2 protein-coding genes are annotated in these 19,731 nt (G+C 71.6%); both read left to right on the top strand.

Going from position 1 to position 19,731, the window contains the following annotated elements; all coding sequences use genetic code 11:
- Window positions 1-10 precede the first annotated feature (10 nt).
- On the top strand, window positions 11-10,933 hold the full coding sequence (locus AB0B72_RS39185) for a type I polyketide synthase (protein WP_367744780.1): 10,923 nt from the start codon (window positions 11-13) through the stop codon (window positions 10,931-10,933).
- A gap of 246 nt (window positions 10,934-11,179) precedes the next feature.
- On the top strand, window positions 11,180-19,731 hold an 8,552-nt coding region (locus AB0B72_RS39180; protein ID WP_367744779.1), incomplete at its 3' end, for an SDR family NAD(P)-dependent oxidoreductase.

Below are 19,731 nucleotides of genomic sequence, written 5' to 3'. Positions count from 1 at the left end.
GGTGGTGCGGGTGGAGGTGGACCCGGGCGAGGTTGATCGGGCCGCTTTGGCGGCGCGGCTGACCGAGGCGAGCGGTGAAGGGCCGGTCAGCGGCGTGCTGTCCCTGCTGGCCCTGGCCGACGAGCCGCACCCGCAGCATGTGGAGATCCCCGTCGGCCTCCTGGCCACGGTGGAACTGATCAAGGCACTGGGCGACTCCGACATCGACGCACCCCTCTGGCTCGGCACGTCAGGTGCGGTGTCCGTGGGGAGGTCCGACCCGCTCCGCACGCCGTACCAGGCGCAGGTCTGGGGACTTGGCAGGGTGATGGGCCTTGAGCACCCGGAGCGCTGGGGCGGCCTCGTCGATCTGCCGGCGGAACTCGACGCACGCGTGAGTGCCCGGCTCACCGCCGTACTCGCGGGAGCGGACCAGGAGGATCAGGCGGCCGTGCGGGCGTCCGGCATGTACGTGCGCAGGCTGGTACGGGCGCCGCTGGGCGACACGCGGATCCCGCGCGGGTGGCGGCCCTCCGGAACGGTGCTGGTCACCGGCGGCACGGGAGCCCTGGGGGCCCACGTCGCACGCTGGCTCGCCCAGAACGGCGCCGAGCACCTCGTGTTGACCAGCAGGCGTGGCCTGGAGGCCCCGGGTGCGGCCGAGCTGGAGTCCGAGCTGGTCGCGCTTGGCGCACGGGTGACGATCGCCGCCTGCGACGTCGCCGACCGGGAGGCGCTGGCCGCGCTCGCCGCCGACCTGCAGATCAGCACCGTGATCCACACCGCGGGTGTCGGCGAGACGGCCCCGCTGGACGAGGTCGGCCTCGCCGAGCTCGTGAGCAGTGCGAACGCCAAGGTGGCCGGCGCGATCAACCTGGACGAGATCTTCGAGACCGTGGACACCTTCGTCCTGTTCTCCTCCAACGCGGGAGTCTGGGGCGGCGGGGGCCAGGGCGCGTACGCCGCCGCCAACGCGTTCCTCGACGCGCTGGCGGAGCGGCGCCGGGCTCGTGGCCTGGCGGCCACCTCCATCGCATGGGGCGCGTGGGCCGAGGGCGGCATGGCCGACGCGGCCGCCGGAGAGCAGCTACGGCGGCGCGGCATCAGGGCCATGGCGCCCGAGTCGGCGCTCACCGCGCTGGAACAGGCGATCGAGCATGACGAGACCTTCCTCGCTGTGGCGGACATCGACTGGGAAAGGTTCGTGCCCGGCTTCACGGCGAGCAGGCCCAGGCCGTTGATCGCTGATCTGCCGGAGGTCCGGCGGATCGCGGAGGCCGACCTCGCCGCCGCCCCGGAAACGTCCCCGCTCGCCGGGCAACTCGCCACGCTCACCTCCGGCGAACAGCTCGAACTGCTGCTGCGGACCGTCAGGACGGAGGCGGCGGCCGTGCTCGGGCACTCCTCACCCGATGACGTACGCCCCGACCGCGCCTTCCGCGAGCTGGGATTCGACTCGGTGACGGCGCTCGAAGTCCGCAACCGCCTCAACACGGCCACCGGGCTCAGGCTCCCCGCGACGTCCGTGTTCGACTACCCCACTCCCGCCGTGCTGGCCGCGTACCTGCGTGACGAGCTCATCGGCGAGCACGCCGCGTCGGCCGCTCCCGTCGCTGTAGTGGGGGCCGACGACGAACCGATCGCGATCGTCGCGATGAGCTGCCGCTACCCGGGAGGCGTACAGAGCCCTGAGGATCTGTGGCAGCTCCTCTCCGAGGGCGGCGACGCGATCGCGGCCTTCCCCGGAGACCGCGGATGGGACGTGGTGTTCGACGACGACCCCGACCAGGCGGGCACCACGTACGCCAAGGAGGGCGGCTTCCTCTACGAGGCCGGCGAGTTCGACGCCGGGTTCTTCGGAATCTCGCCGCGTGAGGCGCTGGCCATGGATCCGCAGCAGCGGCTGCTGCTGGAGACCTCCTGGGAGGCGTTCGAACGCGCGGGCATCGCTCCGGCGTCGCTGCGCGGCACATCGGCGGGGGTGTTCGTCGGCACCGCGTCGTCCAACTACGGCGCGGGTCTGCAGGAGATGCCCGACGGCATCGAGGGCCACCTCATGACGGGCAACGCGGGCAGCGTCATCTCGGGCCGCCTCTCCTATGTGTACGGCCTGGAGGGGCCGGCCGTGACCATCGACACCGCCTGTTCCTCGTCGCTGGTCGCCCTGCACTGGGCCTGCCAGGCGCTACGCACTCAGGAGTGCTCCCTCGCACTGGCCGGAGGCGTGACCGTGATGGCCACGCCTGGGGCGTTCGTCGAGTTCTCCCGGCAGCGGGGGCTGGCGGCGGACGGGCGGTGCAAGCCGTTCTCCGAGCAGGCCGACGGCACCGGCTGGGGCGAGGGCGTCGGCCTGGTCCTGCTGGAGCGGCTGTCGGACGCTGTCGCGAACGGGCATCCGGTTTTGGCGGTGGTGCGGGGTTCGGCGGTGAACCAGGACGGTGCTTCGAATGGGTTGACTGCGCCGAATGGTCCGTCGCAGCAGCGAGTGATCCGGCAGGCGCTGGCGAACGCCGGAGTGTCGGCGGCCGAGGTGGACGTCGTTGAGGCGCACGGCACCGGCACGACATTGGGCGACCCGATCGAGGCTCAGGCGCTTCTCGCGACGTACGGTCAGGAGCGGGACGAGCCGCTCTACCTCGGCTCGCTGAAGTCGAACCTCGGCCACACCCAGTCGGCCGCCGGAGTGGCCGGTGTGATCAAGATGGTCATGGCGATGCGGCACGGAATGTTGCCGAAGACGCTCCATGTGGACGAGCCGTCCCGTCATGTTGACTGGTCCTCGGGCGTGGTGGAGTTGCTCGCGGAGTCGCGGCCGTGGCCGGAGGTGGATCGTCCCCGGCGCGCGGGAGTGTCGGCCTTCGGAGTGAGCGGCACGAACGCGCACGCGATCATCGAGGAGGCGCCCCTTTCCGCCGTCGTGGTGGAGAGCGAGGTTCCGGTGGCGGCTGAGGCCGGGCCGGTGCTGTGGCCGGTATCGGCGAGGAGCGCGGCGGCGTTGCGGGATCAGGCGGTGCGGCTGCGCGCGCACCTGGACGCTCACCCCGACCTGTCGCCGTTGGACGTCGGGTTCTCCCTGGCGACGACACGGCCGGCACATGAGCATCGTGCGGTGGTCATGGGCGCGGACCGCGATGAGCTCATGGCCGGTGTGAAAGCCCTTGAGCTGGGCGAGCGTGCGGGGAGCGTAGTTCAGGGGATGGCCTCTGGTGGCAAGGTGGCGTTCCTGTTCACCGGTCAGGGGTCCCAGCGGTCCGGGATGGGCCGGGAGCTGTATGAGGTCTTCCCGGCTTTCGCGGATGCTTTCGATCAGGTATGCGCTCATCTGGATGGGCGTCTTGATCGGCCTGTCCGGGAGGTGGTGTTCGGGGACGGCGAGTTGCTGGACCAGACCTGTTTTACTCAGCCGGCGTTGTTCGCGGTTGAGGTGGCGTTGTTCCGGCTGGTGGAGTCGTGGGGCATCGTGCCGGACTTCCTGGCGGGGCATTCGATCGGTGAGATCGCGGCCGCTCATGTGGCCGGGGTGCTGTCCCTTGAGGATGCCTGCACCCTCGTTGCCGCGCGGGGCCGGTTGATGCAGGCGCTTCCGGAGGGTGGGGCGATGGTCGCCCTGAACGCCTCAGAAGATGAAGTCTTGCCGTATCTGACCGACCGGGTGAGTGTCGCGGCGGTCAACGGCCCCGCATCGGTCGTGGTGGCGGGTGAGGAGGATGCCGTCGCCGCCGTGGTCGCGCGGTTCCCCGATCGCAAGTCGAAGCGGTTGAAGGTCAGCCACGCGTTCCATTCGCCGTTGATGGATCCGATGTTGGAGGACTTCCGCCAGGTCGCGGAGTCGCTGACGTACAACGCGCCGCGGATCCCGGTCGCGTTCGGCCACGACGCCGACTACTGGGTGGCCCATGTCCGGCAGCCGGTGCGGTTCTTGGACACGATGCGGTCGTTGGTGGGCGATGGGGTGCGGGTGTTTGTGGAGTTGGGGCCGGATGCGGTGTTGTCGGCGATGGGTGCCGAGTGCGTCGAGGGGGTGTTCGTTCCCGCTCTGCGGCGGGAGCGGGCGGAGGTGGAGACGGTTGTCGCGGCGGTGGCTCGTCTTCATGTTGAGGGTGTGACGGTCGATTGGGAGGGGTTCTTCCCCGGTGGCCGTCGGGTGGAGTTGCCGACGTATGCCTTCCAGCGGCAGCGGTTCTGGCTGGAGCCGTCGTCACGCACTGCTGCTGTGGCGAGTGTTGATGAGGTGGAGGCGCGGTTCTGGGAGGCGGTGGAGCGGGAGGACCTGGAGGCGTTGGCGGGCACGTTGGCGGTGGATGCCGATGGGTCGCAGTCGCTTGGCGTGGTGTTGCCGGCGTTGTCGTCGTGGCGGCGGGGGCGTCGTGAACGGTCGGTGGTGGACGGCTGGCGCTACCAGGTCGCCTGGAAGCCGGTCGCCTCAACCTCGCAGGTGGTGGCGCGGGAGGTGTTGTCGGGGACGTGGCTGGTGATCGTTCCTGCCTCGGGTGCCGGTCTGGAGCCGGCTGGTGGGCTTGCTGGTGCGGTGGCTCGGGTGTTGGCCTCTGGTGGTGCGCGGGTGGTTGAGGTGCCGGTGGATGTGGCCGGTGTCGATCGTGCGGGTCTGGCGGAGTTGATCGGCCGGGCGGTGGCGTCTGTTCCGGGGTCTGAAGATTCCGGTTCGGGGGTGGGTTCGGGGCCTGGTGCGGTGGCGGGTGTGGTGTCGCTGGTGGCTTTGGCTGATCAGGCCGGTGACATCGATGGGTGTGGCGTTCCTGTGGGTGTGGCGGGGACGTTGGTGGTGGTGCAGGCGTTGGGTGATGCCGGGGTGGGGGCCCCGTTGTGGGTGCTGACGTCGGGTGGGGTTGCGGTGGGCCGGGCTGAGCGGCTCGGCAGTGCGGGTGCGGCGTCGGTGTGGGGACTGGGCCGCGTGGTCGGGCTGGAGCATCCGGAGCGGTGGGGCGGTCTGATCGACGTGCCCTCCCAGCTGGATGAGCGTGCCGGAGCCCGCCTGATCTCCGTGCTGGCCGCCAACACCACCGCCCCGGCTTCCAGCACTGCCACTGCCGCTGCATCGGCGTCCGCGTTTGGTGGTGGGTCTTCGGTGTTGGTTGGTGAGGATCAGGTGGCGGTGCGGGCGTCGGGGGTGTTCGTCCGGCGGTTGGTGCGTGCTGGTGGGTCTTCTTCGGGGGTGGGGTGGTGTCCGCGGGGGCGGGTGCTGGTGACGGGTGGCACGGGTGCGCTGGGTGGGCATGTGGCCCGCTGGTTGGCGGTGAACGGGGCGGCTGAGGTGGTGTTGACCAGCCGCCGCGGCCTGGACGCCCCGGGCGCGGCTGAGCTGGTTGCGGAGTTGGAGGGGCTTGGGGTCTCGGTTGTGGTGGCGGCGTGTGATGTGGCCGATCGGGATTCGCTGGCCGGGGTGGTGGCGGCGTATCCGCCGGATGCGGTGGTGCATGCGGCGGGGGTGCTGGATGACGGGGTGCTGGATCAGTTGTCTCCTGAGCGGTTGGAGCGGGTGTTCCGGGCGAAGGCGGCTGCGGCGGTTCATTTGCATGAGTTGACCGGTGAGCTGGATGCGTTTGTGGTGTTTTCTTCGCTGGCGGGGTCGTGTGGGTCGCCGGGGCAGGGCAATTACGCGGCGGCGAACGCTTTCCTTGACGCGTTGGCGGAGGTGCGGCGTGCTGCGGGGTTGGCGGCGACGTCGATTGCGTGGGGGGCGTGGGCTGAGGCGGGGATGGCCGCTGATGAGGTGGTGGAGCGGCGGTTGCGGCGTAGTGGGGTGGCGCCGATGGTGCCGGAGCTCGCGCTGGTCGCGATGCGGCAGGCCGTCGCCGGTGACGAGGCATGCGTCGCGGTGGCCGACATCCGATGGGACCGCTTCGCGGCGGCCTTCGGCGGCGCTGTCATCAGCGACCTGCCCGAGGTGCGGCGGATGCGGGACACCGCTGTCCCCGATGAGCAGGCGGGCCCCTCGCTGGCCGAGCGACTGGCCGGGATGTCCCAGCCGGAGCGGGAGAGGTTCCTGGTGGACCTCGTCCGGAGTGACGTCGCCGCCGTGCTCGGCCATTCCTCGATGGAGGAGATCGAGCCGGGGCGGGCGTTCAAGGACTTCGGCTTCGCGTCGCTCACCGCCGTCGAGCTGCGCAACCGCGTCAGCGCGGCCACCGGGCTCAAGCTCCCCGCGACGCTGATCTTCGACTATCCGACGCCCAAGGCGCTGGCCGACCACCTGCGGTCCCAGTTGCTGGACGCCACGGACATGACGCCCACGCCCGAGACGGCGCCCGTCGCCGCCGTGGACGACGACCCGATCGCGATCGTGGCGATGAGCTGCCGCTTCCCCGGCGGCGTACGCACTCCGGAGGATCTGTGGCGGCTGCTCTCCTCGGGTGACGACGCGCTCAGTCCCTTCCCCGCCGACCGGGGATGGGACACGGGACGGCTCTACGACCCCGATCCCGACCACCAGGGCACCACTTACGTCCGGGTCGGTGGGTTCCTGGACGATGTCGCCGGCTTCGACCCCGCCTTCTTCGGCATCTCGCCGCGCGAGGCACTGGCGATGGACCCGCAGCAGCGGCTTCTGCTGGAGACCTCCTGGGAGACCTTCGAGCGGGCCGGCATCGACCCGGAGACGCTGCGCGGCAGCCGTACCGGCGTCTTCGCCGGAACCAACGGCCAGGACTACGCGTCCGTGCTGCTCAGCTCACCCGAGGCCGCCGAGGGCTACATCGGAACGGGGAACGCGGCCAGCGTGGTCTCCGGCCGTCTTTCTTACACGTTCGGCCTCGAAGGCCCGGCGGTGACCGTGGACACGGCATGTTCCTCGGCGCTGGTCGCACTGCACCTGGCCATGCAGGCCCTTCGCCAGGGCGAGTGCACGCTGGCGCTGGCGGGCGGCGTGACGGTCATGTCGACGCCCGGGGTGTTCGTGGAGTTCAGCAGGCAGCGCGGGCTGGCGGCCGACGGCAGGATCAAGGCGTTCGCCGGGGCGGCCGACGGCACCGGCTGGGGTGAGGGCGCCGGCATGCTGCTGCTGGAGCGGCTGTCGGACGCGCGGCGCAACGGGCGTGAGGTGCTCGCCGTCATCAAGGGCAGCGCGGTCAACCAGGACGGTGCCAGCAACGGCCTCACCGCCCCCAACGGTCCGTCCCAGCAGCGGGTCATCCGCCAGGCCCTGGCCAGTGCGGGGCTCAGCCCGGCTGAGGTGGACGCGGTCGAGGCGCACGGCACCGGCACGACGCTCGGCGACCCCATCGAGGCCCAGGCGCTCCTCGCGACGTACGGCCAGGACCGGCAGACGCCTCTCTACCTCGGGTCGATCAAATCCACCATCGGGCACACCCAGGCCGCGGCCGGAGCCGCGGGTGTCATCAAGATGGTGATGGCCATCCGTGAAGGAGTGCTGCCGGAGACACTGCACGTGGACGAGCCGACTCCGCACGTGGACTGGACGGCGGGCAAGGTGGAGCTGCTGACCGAGGCCAGGCCGTGGCCGGTGACCGACCGGCCTCGACGGGCCGGGGTGTCCGCGTTCGGGGTGAGCGGCACCAACGCCCACACCATCATCGAACAGGCTCCGGAGGAGGAGCACGCCGAGCCGCGGGCCGGCACGGCCCTCACCCCCGTCACACCGCTCGTGCTCTCCGGACGCACGGAGCAGGCGCTCAGGGAGCAGGCCGTACGGCTGCGCGGGCATCTCGCCGCCGAGCCCGGTTTGCCGGTCGCCGACGTCGCCTACTCCCTGGCCACCACCCGGACGGCCTTCGAGCACAGGGCCGTGCTGACGGGAACGGACGGGGACGACCTGCTCAGCGCCTTGGACACGTTCGCCTCCGGCGGCACCGCGCCCGGCGTGATCGGCGGGACGGTCCGGCAGGACGGCAAGCTGGCGTTCCTGTTCACCGGCCAGGGGTCCCAGCGGGCGGGGATGGGCCGGGAGCTGTACGAGACCTACCCGGTCTTCGCCGACGCCTTCGATCAGGTGTGTGCTCATCTGGATGTGCCGGTGCGGGAGGCGATCGCCGATGAGGGGGTGCTGAGGCGTACGGAGTTCACCCAGCCCGCTCTGTTCGCGATCGAGGTGGCGTTGTTCCGCCTGGTGGAGTCGTGGGGCCTCCGGCCGGATTTCCTGGCGGGGCATTCGATCGGGGAGATCGCCGCCGCTCATGTGGCCGGGGTGCTGTCCCTGGAGGACGCCTGCACCCTCGTCACCGCCCGAGGCCGTCTCATGCAGGCCCTTCCCGAGGGTGGGGCGATGGTCGCCCTGAACGCCTCAGAAGACGAAGTCCTGCCGTATTTGACCGATCGGGTGAGCATCGCCGCCGTCAACGGCCCCGCATCGGTCGTCGTAGCCGGGGACGAAGACGCCGTTATCGCGGTCATCGAACGGTTCCCCGACCGCAAGTCCAAGCGGCTGAACGTCAGCCACGCCTTCCACTCCCCGTTGATGGACCCGATGCTGGACGACTTCCGCCAGATCGCCGAATCCCTGACGTACAACCCTCCGCGGATCCCGATCACGTTCGGCTGGGACGCCGACTACTGGGTGGCCCACGTTCGCCAGCCGGTGCGGTTCCTGGACACGATGCGGACGCTGGAAGCCGAAGGAGTGCGGGTCTTCCTGGAGCTCGGTCCCGACGCCGTACTGACCGCGATGGGCCAAGACTGCGCCGACGGCACCTTCATCCCCACCCTCCGCAACGGCAGGCCCGAGGCGGAGACCGTCACCACCGCTCTGGCCCGGCTCCACGTCACCGGCGTCACCCCCGACTGGCGGGCCGTCCTCCACGGCGGCCGGCGCGTCGACCTGCCCACCTACGCCTTCCAACGTCAGCGCTACTGGCCGCAGGCTCCGGCCCCGGAGCATGCGGCGATCTCCGCCGACGCCGTGGAGGCGCGTTTCTGGGAGGCGGTCGAGCGGGAGGATCTGGAGGCGCTGGCCGGGACGCTGGAAGTCGGTGGCGACACGCCGCTCAGCACCGTCCTCCCCGCCCTGTCGTCCTGGCGCAGGCAGCGCCGCGAGCGGTCGATCGTCGACGGCTGGCGCTACGCCGTCACCTGGAAGCCGATCTCTGACGCCGCCCGCCCGGCCGCGTCCGGGACCTGGCTGGTGATCGAACCCGGCACGGCGACGGACCTCGCGGCCGACGCCGTACAGGCACTGACCGAGCACGGCGCCGAGGTGATCCGCGTCACCGGTGACGCCGACCGGGAGGGTCTGGCCGTACGGCTGCGGGAGGCGCTCGGCGGAGCGCGGCCCGCGGGAGTGCTGTCCCTGCTCGGGCTCGACGAGACGCCGCACCCCGTCCATCCGGCCCTGAGCCGGGGGCTGGCGGCGACGCTCGCCCTCGTCCAGGCGCTGGGCGACGTGGGCAGCAGAGTCCCGCTGTGGATCGCGACCAGGGGCGCGGCGGCCGTCGACGCCACGGAGCCACGGCCGGGGCAGGCGCAGCTGTGGGGTCTCGGCCTGGTCGCCGGGCTTGAGCATCCCGAGCGGTGGGGCGGCCTGGTCGACCTCCCGCCGAGGCTCGACGAGCGTGGGCGGGCCAGGCTGAGCGCGGTGCTCGGCGACCTGGACAGCGAGGACCAGATCGCGATCAGGCCGTCGGGGGTGTTCGCCCGGCGTCTCGTGCGCGCGGGATCCGGGAGGAAGGGCGGAGACTGGCGGCCCGCGGGCACCGTGCTCGTCACCGGCGGCACGGGCGCGCTGGGCGCGCACGTGGCGCGCTGGCTGGCCGCCCGAGGGGCTGAGCACCTCGTTCTCACCAGCCGTCGTGGCCCGGACTCGCCCGGCGCCGCCGAGCTGTCCGCCGAGCTGGCGGACCTCGGGGTGCGGGTCACCGTCGAGGCGTGCGACGTCGCCGACCGCGCCGCCCTGGAGGCCCTGGCCGTACGGCTGGCGGCGGAGGGCTCGCCGGTGCGAGCCGTGGTGCACGCGGCGGGCGTGGCCTCGGCGGCCCCGCTCGACGCGAGCGATCTGGCCGGGTTCGCCGGCACGATCGACGCCAAGGTGACCGGGGCACGGCACCTGGACGAGCTGTTCGAGTCGGTGGACGCTTTCGTCGTCTTCTCCTCCATCGCCGGAATCTGGGGAAGCGGCGGGCAGGCCGCGTACGCCGCAGGCAACGCCCACCTCGACGCGCTGGCGGCCTCCCGCCGGTCGCGCGGCCTGGCCGCGACGGCCGTGGCGTGGGGACCCTGGGCGGAGGGCGGCATGGCCGCTCAGGGCGACCACGCCGAGGAGCTGCGCCGCCGGGGGCTCCCGGTGCTCGCTCCCGAGCTGGCGATCAGCGCGCTGCAGCAGGCGCTCGACGCCGACGAGACCGCCGTGACCATCGCCGACGTGGACTGGGAGAGGTTCACCCCCGGGTTCACCGCGGCCAGGCACCGCCCGCTCATCGCCGACCTGGACGAGGTCAGGGCGGTCCTGGACCGTACGGCGGGCGGCGCGGACGGCGACCAGTCGGCCGCCCTCCGCGACGGCATGGCCGGCCTGCCGGCCGACGAGCAGGAGCGGATCCTCGTCGAGGTCGTGCGTGACCACGTCGCGGCCGTGCTCGGCCACTCCACGACCCGGGAGATCGAGCCGGGGAGGGCGTTCAAGGAGCTGGGCTTCGACTCGCTCACCGCCGTCGAGCTGCGCAACCGCCTCAACGGAGTGACGGGGCTGGCGCTGCCCGCCTCGCTGGTCTTCGACTATCCGACGCCGCTCGCGCTCGTCGCGCACCTGCGCGCGGAGATGCTCCCGGAGCAGGAGGGCGGTGTCCTCGCCGAGATGGACCGGCTGGAGACGATGCTCGCCGCCGGCGCGCCCGACACACTGACGAAGACGAAGCTCAAGGTCAGGCTCAATTCGCTGCTGGCGAGGCTGAACGACAGCGGTGAGCCCGAGTCCGTCGCGAGCAGCCTGGAATCGGTCAGCGACGAGGAGCTCTTCGAGTTCATCAACAAGGACCTCGGCAGGTCATAGGGGTTTTCGACAACACGCGGCCTGTCCCCTATCCCCCGGCGCCGGGGGTAGGGGACAGACCGCTTGCGTAGGGGTTGTTGCGCTATTCGGGCCTCCATAGCCTGACGTTGCAGGATTTATCAAAGCAGCAGATCCCGGCGCGACCCAGCTTTGCCGTCGGCGAATCATGTACGGGCCTCGGAGCGATTCCGAGAATTTCCATTTCATCGTGCAAAAAAGCGATTTGCCATGAAGAGGTGCCGTTAAATGGCGAGTGAAGAGACGCTCCGGGACTATCTCAAGTGGGTCACCGCCGATCTGCACCAGACGCGACAGCGGCTCAAAGAGTATGAGGACGAGGAGCGGGAGCCCATCGCCATCGTCGCGATGAGCTGCCGCTATCCGGGTGACGTCAGCACCCCGGAGGACCTGTGGCGGCTCGTCGCCGCGGGCGGCGACGGCATCTCCACCTTCCCCGAGGACCGCGGCTGGGACCTCGACGCGCTCTACGACCCCGATCCCGACCGGCCGGGCACCAGCTACTCGCGCGAGGGCGGGTTCCTCTCCGGCGTCGGCCGCTTCGACCCCGCCTTCTTCGGGATCTCGCCCCGCGAGGCGCTGGCCATGGACCCGCAGCAGCGGCTGCTGCTGGAGGTGTCATGGGAGGCCCTGGAGCGGGGCGGCATGGAGTCCGCCTCCCTCAAGGGCAGCGAGACCGGCGTGTTCGTCGGTGCTTCGGGGCAGGACTACACGGGTCTGCTCGCCGGGGTGGCCGAGAGCCTCGAAGGCCACCTGATGACCGGCACGGCCACGAGCGTCGTCTCGGGTCGCATCGCCTACACCTTCGGCCTGGAGGGGCCGGCGGTGACCGTGGACACCGCGTGCTCCTCGTCGCTGGTCGCCCTCCACCTCGCCATGCGCGCGCTGCGGCAGCGGGAGTGCTCGCTCGCGCTGGCCGGCGGCGTGACGGTCATGTCCACGCCCCAGGCGTTCATCGAGTTCAGCAAGCAGCGCGGCCTGGCCGCCGACGGCCGCTGCAAGGCCTTCGCCGCCGACGCCGACGGCACCGGCTGGTCGGAAGGCGTGGGCATGCTGCTGCTTGAGCGGCTGTCGGACGCCCGGCGCCACGGCCACGCCGTGCTGGCCGTCGTACGCGGCTCCGCCGTGAACCAGGACGGCGCCAGCAACGGCCTGACCGCGCCGAACGGCCCGTCGCAGCAGCGCGTCATCATGCAGGCCCTCGCGAACGCCCGGCTGACGGCCGCCGAGGTGGACGTGGTGGAGGCGCACGGCACCGGCACGACGCTGGGCGACCCCATCGAGGCGCAGGCGCTGCTGGCCACCTACGGGCAGGACCGTACGGAGCCGCTGTGGCTGGGATCCCTGAAGTCCAACATCGGCCACACCCAGGCCGCGTCGGGAGTCGGCGGGATCATCAAGATGGTCATGGCGATGCGCCACGGCCTGCTGCCGAGGACACTGCACGCCGAGGAGCCGACCCCTCATGTGGACTGGACGTCCGGCGCCGTCCGGCTGCTGACCGACGAGCGGCCGTGGCCCTCGGCGGCCGACCGGCCGAGACGGGCGGGCGTGTCCTCCTTCGGCATGAGCGGCACGAATGCGCACGTCATCGTCGAGCAGGCCCCCGCCGAAGACGACGCCCCGCGTGAGCCGGCGGCGCTCCCGGTGACGCCGTGGGTGCTTTCGGGCCGCAGCGAGCAGGCCGTACGGGATCAGGCGGCACGGCTGCGCACGCACCTGGAGGAGTCGGAGCACGACGCCGTGCTGGCGGCCGTGGATGTCGCATACTCCCTGGCCGCGCGCCCCGCGTTCGAGCACCGCGCGGCGGTCAACGGCGCCACCGCGGCGGAGTTGCTGGCCGGCCTCGAAGCGCTCGCGCTCGGCGAGGGCGCGCAGGCTCCCGGCGTCGTCCAGGGAACGGTGACCGGCGGCAAGGTGGCGTTCCTGTTCACCGGCCAGGGGTCTCAGCGGGCCGGGATGGGCCGGGAGCTGTACGAGACGTATCCGGTGTTCGCCCAGGCGTTCGACGAGCTCTGCGGACGGTTCGACCTGCCTCTCAAGCACGTGATCTTCGAGGACGGCGAGCTGCTGGACCAGGCCGCCTACACCCAGCCCGCGCTGTTCGCGGTCGAGGTGGCGCTGTTCCGGCTGGTGGAGTCGTGGGGCGTGCGGCCCGACTTCCTCGCGGGGCACTCTCTCGGCGAGATCGCCGCCGCGCACGTGGCGGGGGTGCTGTCGCTTGAGGACGCCTGCACTCTGGTGGAGGCGCGCGGCCGGTTGACGCAGGCCCTGCCGGAGGGCGGGGCGATGGTGGCGTTGCAGGCCACCGAGGAGGAGGTGCTGCCGCACCTCGACGCCAGGGTCGCCGTCGCCGCCGTCAACGGGCCTTCGTCGGTCGTCGTGGCCGGGGACGCAGACGCGGTCGACGCGGTGGTCGCGCGGTTCCCCGGACGGAAGTCGAAGCGGCTGAGGGTCAGCCGTGCCTCCCATTCGCCGTTGATGGATCCGATGCTGGAGGATTTCCGCCAGGTCGCCGAGTCTCTGACGTACAACCCGCCGCAGATCCCGGTCGCCTTCGGCTGGGACGCCGACTACTGGGTCGCCCACGTCCGCCAGCCGGTCCGGTTCCTGGACACGATGCGGACGCTGGAAGCCGAAGGCGTGCGGATCTTCCTGGAGATCGGCGCCGACGCCGTGCTGTCCGCGATGGGCCCCGAATGCGTCGAAGGCGCCTTCATCCCCACCCTGCGCCGTGAGCGGTCCGAGACCGAGACCGTCGCGGCCGCGCTGGCCGGTCTCCACGTCGCGGGCGTCCCCCTCGACTGGCGGGCCGTCCTTCCCGGTGCGCGCCGGGTCGACCTCCCCACCTACGCCTTCCAGCGGGAGCGCTACTGGCCGGCCACGTCAACGGCGTGGCTGGGCGACGCGGCCTCGGCCGGGCTGGCGCCGGCCGACCATCCGTTGCTGGGCGCGATGGTCGCCCTGGCCGACGGCGAAGGCTCGGTGCTGACCGGCAGGCTGTCCCTGCGCACGCACCCATGGCTCGCCGACCACGCCCTCATGGGCACGGTGATCCTCCCCGGCACGGCCTTCGTCGAGCTGGCCGTACGAGCCGGTGACCAGGTGGGCCGCTCCAGGCTCGACGAGCTGAACCTGCACTCGCCGCTGCCCCTGCCCGAGCGTGGCGCCGTACAGCTCCAGGTGATCGTCGGCGCCGCGGACGAAACGGGACGCTGCGCCGTCAACGTCTACTCGCGTGCCGACGGTGCCGCCGAGGACCTGCCGTGGACCCACCACGCGTCCGGCGTGCTGGCGCCCGACACCTCCCCGGCCGCCTTCGACCTGAGCTCCTGGCCCCCGGACGGCGCCGCCCCCATCGCGATCGACACGCTGTACGACGACCTCGCCGACGCGGGATTCGCGTACGGACCCGTGTTCGCAGGCCTGCGTGCCGCGTGGCGGCGCGACGGCGAGGTGTTCGCCGAGGTGGCGCTGCCCGCCTCAACCGAAGGCGCCGCCGGGTTCGGGCTGCATCCGGCGCTGCTCGACGCCGCGTTGCACGCGATCAGCCTGGGTGGCTTCGCCGCCGAGGGCGTGCCGTTCCTGTGGAGCGGGGTCTCGCTGCTCGCGTCGGGCGCCGACAGCCTGCGGGTCCGGCTCGCCCCCACGGGCCGGGACGCGCTGACCCTGGAGCTCGCCGACGCCGCGGGCCGCCCGGTGGCGTCCGTCGGCTCCCTGACCTTGCGTCCGCTGTCGGCCGAACGGCTGGGCGTGGAGCGGGTGGAGTCGCTGTTCGGGGTGGAGTGGGTGCCGGTTCCGGTGGCGGCCTCTGCGGACGCCGGGCTGGTGGTCGTGGAATGTGGTGGGGGTGAGGTGGGGCCCGCGGTGGAGCGGGCCTTGGGGGTGGTGCAGGAGTTCCTGGCCGATGAGGGGCTGTCCGGCTCGCGGCTGGTGGTGCTCACCCGCGGTGCGGCGGGGCCGGAGGAGGCCTGCGAGGATCTTGCGGGTGCGGCGGTGTGGGGGCTGGTGCGCTCGGCTCAGGCGGAGAACCCCGATCGGATCGTGCTGGTCGACACCGACGACCCGTCCGCCGTCGCGATGGCGGTGGGGACCGGTGAGCCGCAGGTCGCGGTCCGCGACGGCAAGGTCTTCGCCCCCCGCCTGATGCGCCCCGCTGTCAATCCGTCGGTGCCTGACGGGTTGGATGCCGACAGCACGGTGCTGATCACGGGTGGCACGGGCACCCTGGGGGCGCTTCTGGCCCGGCATCTGGTGACCGGGCGTGGGGTGCGGCGGTTGGTGCTCACCAGCCGGCGTGGCCCGGACGCTCCGGGAGCGGGTGAGCTGGTCTCCGAGCTGGAAGAACTCGGCGCGTCGGTCGCGGTGGTGGCCTGTGACGTGGCCGACCGTGAAGAACTGGCCGCACTGCTGGCCGACCATCCGGTGGACGCCGTGGTGCACACCGCCGGCGTGCTCGACGACGGAGTGATCACCTCCCTCACCCCCGAACGGGTGCAGAAGGTGCTGCGCCCCAAGGTCGACGCGGCGCTCAACCTGCACGAGCTGGCCGGCGATGTGAAGGCGTTCGTGCTGTTCTCCGCGGCGGCCGGAGTCTTCGGAGCCGCCGGACAGGGCAACTACGCCGCCGCCAACGCCTTCCTCGACGCGCTGGCACGGCACCGCCGTGCTCATGGGCTGCCCGCCGTCGCCCTCGCCTGGGGCCTGTGGGCCCAGGCCAGCGCGCTGACCGGGCACCTGGACGACGGCGACGTGCGGCGGATGGCGAGGGGCGGCGTGGAAGCGCTCTCCTCGGCGGAGGGCCTCGCCCTCTTCGACGCCGCGCTGACGAGCGACTCGGCACTACTCGTCCCCGTCAAGATCAACCTGTCCACCGTGGCCTCGGTGTCCGACCAGGTCCCGCCCCTGTTCAGAGGCTTGGTCAAGGCACGGGTACGGCGGAGCTCGGCCACGGGCGGAGCGGCCGCCGCGTCGTCGGGCCTCGTCGCCGAGATGTCCCGCGCCGATCAGGCCGGGCGGCGGCGGATCCTGCTCGACCTCGTGCTCGCCAACGTCGCGGGAGCGCTCGGCCACGCCTCCGCCGCGACCCTCGAACAGAGCAGGGCGTTCAAGGAGCTGGGGTTCGACTCGCTCACGTCGGTGGAGCTGCGCAACCGGCTCAACGCGGCCACCGGGCTGCGCCTGCCCGCGACGCTCGTCTTCGACCACCCCACCCCGGAGGCTCTGGCCGAGCATCTGGAAGCCGAGCTTCTCGGCACCGGCACGGTCACCGGCACCCCCGTGACCACCACGGCCGCCGCCGACGAGCCGATCGCCATCATCGGGATGAGCTGCCGCTACCCCGGTGGCATCGCGACACCGGAAGACCTGTGGCAGATGGTCTCCTCCGCCGGTGAAGGCATCTCGGGATTCCCCCTCGACCGTGGCTGGAACGTCGCCTTCGACGACGACCCCGACCAGGCCGGCAGCAGCTACACCCGCGAGGGCGGGTTCCTCCACGAGGCGGCCGAGTTCGACGCGGGCTTCTTCGGGATCTCGCCGCGTGAGGCGCTGGCGATGGATCCGCAGCAGCGGTTGCTGCTGGAGACCTCCTGGGAGGCGTTCGAGCGCGCCGGGATCGCGCCGGCCGCGGCCCGCGGCAGCCGTACGGGTGTCTTCGCGGGCGTGATGTACCACGACTACGCGACCAGGCTGCTCGCTCTTCCCGAGGGAGTCGAGGGCTACCTCGGCACGGGGAACTCCGGCAGCGTCGTCTCCGGCAGGATCGCCTACACCTTCGGTCTCGAAGGCCCGGCCGTGACGGTCGACACCGCGTGCTCCTCCTCCTTGGTCGCCCTGCACCTGGCGGCCCAGGCACTCAGGCAGGGGGAATGCTCCCTCGCGCTCGCCGGTGGTGTGACCGTCATGGCGACTCCCACCACGTTCATCGACTTCAGCCGCCAGCGCGGCCTGGCGCCTGACGGCCGCTGCAAGTCCTTCGCCGCCGCCGCCGACGGCACCGGCTGGTCGGAGGGCGTCGGCATGCTGCTGGTCGAGCGGCTGTCGGACGCCGTCGCCAACGGGCATCCGGTGCTGGCCGTGGTCCGCGGCTCGGCGGTGAACCAGGACGGCGCTTCCAATGGGTTGACGGCGCCGAACGGTCCGTCGCAGCAGCGGGTGATCCGGCAGGCGCTGGCCAACGCGCGGTTGTCGGTGACGGACGTCGACGCGGTCGAGGCCCACGGCACCGGCACGACGCTGGGCGACCCGATCGAGGCGCAGGCGCTTTTGGCGACGTACGGCCAGGACCGTGACGAGCCGCTCTACCTCGGCTCCATCAAGTCCAACCTCGGCCACACCCAGGCCGCGGCGGGCGTGGCGGGCGTGATCAAGCTGGTCATGGCGATGCGGCACGGCGTGCTGCCCAAGACGCTGCACGTGGACGAGCCGACCCCGCACGTGGACTGGTCGGCGGGTGCGGTGGAACTGCTGACCGAGCAGATCGCCTGGCCGGAGACCGGCCGTCCGCGCCGGGCCGCCGTCTCCTCCTTCGGCATCGGCGGCACCAACGCCCACATCATCATCGAGCAGCCCCCGGCCTCCGTCCCCGCCTCCGTCCCGGGCTCCGTTCCCGCCGGACGGCCCGCCGGGGCGTCCGTGCCCTGGGTGCTGTCGGCCCGGAGCGCGCCGGCTCTGCGCGACCAGGCCGTACGGCTGCGCTCGCATGTGGCGGCGCGGCCCGGACTGCGGGCGATGGACGTCGCCTACAGCCTGGCGACGGCGCGCGCGGCCTTCGAGCATCGCGCTGTCGTCGTCGGTACGGACCGTGCCACGTTACTGGCCGCCCTCGACGCCTTCATCGACGGCCGTCCGGTCCCGTCCGTGGCTGAGGGCACGGCGTCGGGGCGGGGCAAGGTGGCGTTCCTGTTCACGGGGCAGGGGTCGCAGCGGGCGGGGATGGGCCGGGAGCTGTATGAGGTCTTCCCGATGTTCGCCGAGGCGTTCGACGCGGTGTGCGCTCGTCTGGGTGTGCCGGTGCGGGAGGCGATCGCCGATGAGCGGTTGCTGGATCGTACGGAGTTCACCCAGCCGGCGTTGTTCGCGGTCGAGGTGGCGTTGTTCCGGCTGGTGGAGTCGTGGGGCATCGTGCCGGACTTCCTGGCGGGGCATTCGATCGGTGAGATCGCGGCCGCTCATGTGGCCGGAGTGTTGTCCCTTGAGGACGCCTGCACATTGGTGGAGGCCCGGGGCCGGTTGATGCAGGCCCTTCCCGAGGGTGGGGCGATGGTCGCCCTGAACGCCTCAGAAGAAGAGGTCCTGCCGTATTTGACCGACCGGGTGAGTGTCGCGGCCGTCAACGGCCCTTCGTCGGTCGTGGTGGCTGGTGAGGAGGATGCCGTCGCGGCGGTGGTCGCGCGGTTCCCCGGCCGGAAGTCGAAGCGGTTGAAGGTCAGCCACGCGTTCCATTCGCCGTTGATGGACCCGATGCTGGAGGACTTCCGCCGGGTCGCCGAGTCCCTGACCTACAACGCCCCGCGGATCCCGATCGCGTTCGGCTCGGACGCTGACTACTGGGTCGCTCACGTCCGTCAGCCGGTGCGGTTCCTGGACACGATGCGGACGCTGGAAGCCGAAGGAGTACGGGTCTTCCTGGAGCTGGGGCCTGATGCGGTGCTGTCGGCGATGGGCCCTGAATGCCTTGATGGCGCCTTCATCCCCACCCTGCGCGCCAACAGCCCCGAGGAGCCGTCGCTGCTGTCCGCCCTGGCGCGGCTGCACGTCGAAGGCGTCACTCCGGACTGGGAGGAGCTCTTCGCCGAGTCGGGTGCGCAGCGGATCGAGCTGCCGACGTATGCCTTCCAGCGGCAGCGCTACTGGCTTGAGGGCCCGGTGCCCGGCTCCGTAGAAGCAGCGGCTCCCGCCGACGGGCTGGAGAGCCGCTTCTGGGACGCGGTGGAGCAGGTTGACCTGGCGGCTGTGGCGGGGGAGCTGCGGCTGGAGGATTCGGCGGTTCGTGAGTCGCTTGGTGTGGTGTTGCCGGCGTTGTCGTCGTGGCGGCGGGGGCGTCGTGAGCGGTCGGTGGTGGATAGCTGGCGGTATCAGGTGGCGTGGAAGCCGGTTGTCTCGGCTCCGCAGGGGGTGTTGTCGGGGACGTGGTTGGTGATCGTTCCTGCCTCGGGTGCCGCTGTGGAGTCGGCTGGGGGTCTTGCCGGTGAGCTTGTTGGGGTGTTGGCCTCTGGTGGTGCGCGGGTGGTTGAGGTGCCGGTGGATGTGGCCGGTGTCGATCGTGCGGGTCTGGCGGAGTTGATCGGCCGGGCGGTGGCTTCTGTTCCGGGGGCTGCGGATTCCGGTTCGGGGGTGGGTTCGGGGCCTGGTGCGGTGGCGGGTGTGGTGTCGCTGGTGGCTTTGGCTGATCAGGCTGGTGACATCGATGGGTGTGGCGTTCCTGTGGGTGTGGCGGGGACCTTGGTGGTGGTGCAGGCGTTGGGTGATGCCGGGGTGGGGGCCCCGTTGTGGGTGCTGACCTCGGGTGGGGTTGCGGTGGGCCGGGCTGAGCGGCTCGGTGATGCGGGTGCGGCGTCGGTGTGGGGGCTGGGCCGGGTGGTGGGGTTGGAGCATCCGGAGCGGTGGGGCGGTCTGATCGATGTGCCCTCCCAGCTGGATGAGCGTGCCGGAGCCCGCCTGCTCTCCGTGCTCGCGGCCGGTACGACGACTTCCGTGCCGGGTTCGGTGTTGGTTGGTGAGGATCAGGTTGCGGTGCGGGCGTCGGGGGTGTTCGTCCGGCGGTTGGTGCGTGCTGG

Origin of the sequence: Microbispora sp. NPDC049125, assembly GCF_040802045.1 — a bacterium.
Lineage (GTDB): Bacteria > Actinomycetota > Actinomycetes > Streptosporangiales > Streptosporangiaceae > Microbispora.
Note: the sequence above shows the minus strand (reverse complement) of the source record. Positions and strands in the feature narration are given on the sequence as shown.